General features: G+C 58.1%; 4 protein-coding genes. All 4 read right to left on the bottom strand.

The features are described from left to right. Positions 1 to 81: 81 nt before the first annotated feature. Positions 82 to 1,482 (bottom strand): type VI secretion system protein TssA, encoded by a 1,401-nt coding sequence (gene tssA / locus DEO48_RS15605; RefSeq protein WP_109845670.1) that lies wholly within the window; start codon positions 1,480 to 1,482, stop codon positions 82 to 84. Then, positions 1,479 to 2,033: a type VI secretion system-associated protein TagO gene (locus tag DEO48_RS15600; protein ID WP_109845669.1), complete on the bottom strand. Its 555-nt coding sequence runs from the start codon at positions 2,031 to 2,033 to the stop codon at positions 1,479 to 1,481. Before DEO48_RS15600 ends, tssA begins: the two co-directional genes overlap by 4 nt. Next, the gene (locus tag DEO48_RS15595; protein WP_109845668.1) at positions 2,030 to 3,568 is read right to left on the bottom strand and encodes a sigma-54-dependent Fis family transcriptional regulator; all 1,539 of its coding nucleotides are present in this window, start codon (positions 3,566 to 3,568) and stop codon (positions 2,030 to 2,032) included. The genes DEO48_RS15600 and DEO48_RS15595 overlap by 4 nt, the downstream gene beginning before the upstream one ends. A 2-nt stretch (positions 3,569 to 3,570) precedes the next feature. After that, positions 3,571 to 4,279, bottom strand: a 709-nt coding sequence (locus DEO48_RS15590; RefSeq protein WP_181367020.1) for an AAA family ATPase, incomplete at its 5' end; no start/stop codon positions are given.

The raw sequence follows: 4,279 nt of genomic DNA, 5'->3' as shown, positions 1-4,279 counted from the left end.
GAAGGTGACTTTCTGCAGCCCCTGGCGCAAAAAAACGATAATGTGTTTCAGCATAATTTCCGTTATACCCAGTCATTCCTGTTAATGACGCGCCCGGACGGCACGCTCCAGACGTTCCACCAGCCCTGGTTCCCATTGTTCCAGAGACAACCGTTGTGCCTGCTGCCAGAGCTGTCGGTAATGCATCTCAGCCAGATTCGTTAATCCCTCAGTATCCAGCAGCTCCGCCAGCATCAGTCCGGCATAAAAGGCTTCGCGGGGCTCACTTTGCGACCTGATATTGTCTTCCAGCAGGGCCAGCGCCGCATTCAGCCCCTGCTCTTCGCGGCAGGCACCAATCGCTGTGTTCACATCACCACAGGCCTCCCCCCGTTCCGTCTCTGCTGTCCGCAACCACTGTTCACAACGCGACGATAAAAAAGGGGTGTCATCACTGAACGTCAGCGTTCTCAGCGCGGGCAGGCGATGTAATACATGCAGAAGTTCGTCCCTGATGGCATGCGCGACTCCAGCAAATCCCTGCACTGTCGCCATCTGCGCCGACAGCCAGTGACCATCAAACCAGTAAGGTGAAAGGGAGAGGCTCGTTTCTGTCTGGCGCCACAGGGGGATATCAGCGCAGGCAAGTGCAGATTCATATTCACTTACCCGATCAGATGACACCGCCGCCAGCGGCGTACGGTTTCCTCTGCTGACAACAGGCGGGGACGTAATGGTGTGCCAGATGGCATAACGGCGAAGACGATATCCCACCGCCTCACCCGGTTGGTGTTCAGTCAGGCGGTCTGCCACCTTCAGCAGCGTCTGCTGCCATGCCCGTTCATCGGCATCGTCGATGTTCAGGGTGAGGCGATCATTGCGAATAACAGGCTCTGGTGATGCTGCTGTTGTCGATGATGCAGGGGAAGAGAGACGCTCTGCACTGACCGGGTTCTGCGCCTGTAAGTGGCGCGCGGCGCGCTGCAGGGTACTGACCAATTCGTCAAACAGGCCTCCCTGTTCTGGCATCAGCGCTCCCCAGGTCCGTGCCAGCGTCTGAACCAGCACCATCACCTCTTCGAGTTCGCTCCCCGTTGCCCGCTCACACAGGCGTGCCTGTGCCCCCTCAAAACGGCGAACCATCTGGACCATCAGGCGCAGCTTTTGTGCCTGACTGATCGGCCATGCCCGCGTCCACCAGGCCGACAGCCAGTCATTCATCAGGATCAGTGCAGCAGACCATGACGCGGTGGTCGCCGGATGCTGAAGACAGCGCACCAGTTGCACCAGTACGCGCATATCCTTGGTACGGGTTTCCAGCAGCGTCAGGCAGTCAAGCGCCACAGCATCCAGATTGACCTCACTGTGAGCAAGCGAACCCAGTTTCACCAGTTCGGTCTCTGTTTTTTCCCACAGCGGATCGTCTGCGCTCACCGCGCTTACCGTCAGCTCATCAGACAACACTGCCAGCAGGCGCTGGCTCCAGGGATGCCGGAGTGTCATGACGCGCCTCCCCAGCGACACTGCTGACGCAACGGCCTGATGGCACTTTCCAGCCCGTCCAGCGGCAGACGGATGGACTGGCCGTGAGCATTCGAGAGCGTCAGTGCCTGATGCCCGAACCAGTGACGCAGTTCGTCAATGGCAGGCAGACCCCGGGCAAACTCCAGCAGTTGCCCCTGGTCACGCACAAACCAGTTACCGGAAGCCGGTTCACCGTCAACATCCGCCATCACCGTATCCCCCTGCCAGGGCATGGCAGGTCGCACGCTGAGTCGGGTGATCCCACTCTGGCAGGACACTATGATTACCCCGGCGGACGGGATCGTGCGGATCACTACGCCATCGCCCTTTACAGGATCGGTCGTCAACTGAAATCCGCTATCACGGACCTGCTGTTGTGCCGGGGAATGATGAAAACGCGCCAGGGCGTCATAACAGGCGAGCCGCAACGTGGGATCCTGTTCCGACTGGCACTTGTCCAGACCACCTGGGGCAACCGACTTCCCCGTCAGCGCGGCGAGTAGTGGCAATAACGTCAGCATCCCCATCATGCCTTCTCCAGCTTCTGACACTTATGATCAAGCGTCCGGCGCGGAATATTCAGGCTCTCAGCCACGCGCTGACGATCCCCGCTAAAAAACGCCAGACGTGAGCGAATAACACCCGACTCAAAGGTCTGAACGGCTTCACGTAAATCCCGGACATGTGGGTAATCATCAGGTTCATATGCTTTCGCCTGTGAACGAATATCAGATGGCGCCGAAAGTGGTTCCTGTACGTCAATCATCTGACCGTCCGCGGCATGTGCGCAGGCGACCTCTGTCATGTTACGCAACTCACGGATATTGCCCGGAAACGAATAGCCAAGCAGTTGCCTGAGCGACGTCAGGCTGATGTCACCAGGATGTTTATCGTCGCGCTGGCTGAAAGTCGCAATAAAATGGCGGCACAAGAGCGGAATATCTTCAGGACGCTCACGCAGGGACGGAACGAGGATCTCGCACTGGCAAAGACGATGGTACAGATCCTGCCGAAAATGCCCGTCGGTAACGCGCTGCCTGAGCGAGTAATGCGTGGCAGCAACCACCCGAAAATCGGAATACTGCTCCTTATCACCACCCAACGGGCGGTACTGACGGGTTTCAAGCACGCGTAACAGTTTGGCCTGCATGACAAGGGGCATATCGCCCACCTCATCGAGAAACAGCGTGCCGCCATTCGCCCGTGCAATCAGCCCCTCTTTATGGCTGTTAGCGCCGGTAAACGCGCCTTTCTGCCAGCCGAAAAGTTCACTTTCAATCAGGTTTTCGGGGACTGCCGCACAGTTCAGCGCGACCAGCGGCTGCCCGGCACGGGAGGAGCATTCATGCACCAGCTGCGCCACTACCTCTTTTCCGGAACCCGTTTCACCTTCAACCAGCACCGACAGGGAATGTGCCGCCGCATGCCGGATGCGCTCCCGAAGCTGCTGTATCACAGCCGACTGGCCGACCAGACGGCTTTCCAGCAGATGCGTCAGCCTGTCGTGCTGCGACTGCTCAGACGTCACCCTGCGCAGTGAATCGCGCAGACACTGGCTTTCTTTCTGATTATGCTGCATCTGATGCAACCGGCTGCGCTGGAGGGTAAACAACCGGAGAATATGTCCGGGTAACTCGCTGTCAGACCACCGCTGAAGGGCATCCGACTCATCAAAGAATCCGAGCACCCCGGTAATTTTTTGCGTTTCATCGCAGACAGGCAGTGCCAGCAGACCAGTGGTGGTATGCATGGTCATCAGCAGTTCACGAAAACCCGCGTGCTCTGTCCGCGCCCCCCCGTTCAGGGTTTCCCAGAGATGCGGGGCGTTGTCATGTACCACACCGGCCAGCGGATGGCCGAAGTCATCCACCGGCAACTCCAGACGAAATGCCCCTCCGGGATGCTGTCCGGAACACTCCAGTAAACGTCCACTGTAGTCGCACAGTCCCAGGATAATGCCCAGAGGCTGCAAGCGTTCACGGAGGGTCGCGAGCAGCCAGTCGACCAGCGCGGCATCATTGTCCGGCTGGATCAGGGATTCTGCAAACTGCAGCACCTGTAGCATGTTCACCCTTCCACCACTGACACAAACTCACCGGCTTCGACACCAATACGGATCCGGGATACCGGTTCAGCCGCTGATGTCTTCTGCAGCAATTTCAGCGACAACGACGGCAACAACGCTCCGTCAATGATGGATTCCAGCATACGGGCACCATTCTCGCTGCGGGTCGCCCGACGCAAAATCTCATCAGTCACCGCATCGTCGGTCTCAACGCTCGCGCCAAAACGCTGCGCCAGCAGCGAGCTGAGATGAGTCAGTTTGCCCTGCACAATGGTACGCAGCGTGTCGGACGACAGCGGCAGATAAGGGATAACCTCCATACGGGCCAGCAAAGCCGGCCGGAAAAAGACCGCCAGTTCCGGATAGAGCGCGTCGTAAAGTGCCTGCGGCTCCCCGGCGTGCTCCACGATTGCCTGATATCCCAGGTTAGAGGTCAAAAAGAACACCACGTTTTTACAGTCAATCAGCCGCCCTTCACCGTCGGCCATTTCACCTTTATCGAAGGCCTGGTAGAACAGGTTCAGCACATCCGGGTGGGCTTTTTCCACCTCATCGAGCAGCACCACCGAGTACGGTTTACGCCGAATAGCCTCGGTCAGCACACCGCCTTCCCCAAAACCAACATACCCCGGCGGAGAGCCAATCAGTCGTGAGACGGTATGTTTTTCCTGATACTCGGACATGTTGATGGTGGTGAGGTAATTACGCCCA

It is taken from the genome of Enterobacter sp. CGMCC 5087, assembly GCF_003144775.1.
Taxonomy (GTDB): domain Bacteria; phylum Pseudomonadota; class Gammaproteobacteria; order Enterobacterales; family Enterobacteriaceae; genus Enterobacter; species Enterobacter cloacae_M.
Note: the sequence above shows the minus strand (reverse complement) of the source record. Positions and strands in the feature narration are given on the sequence as shown.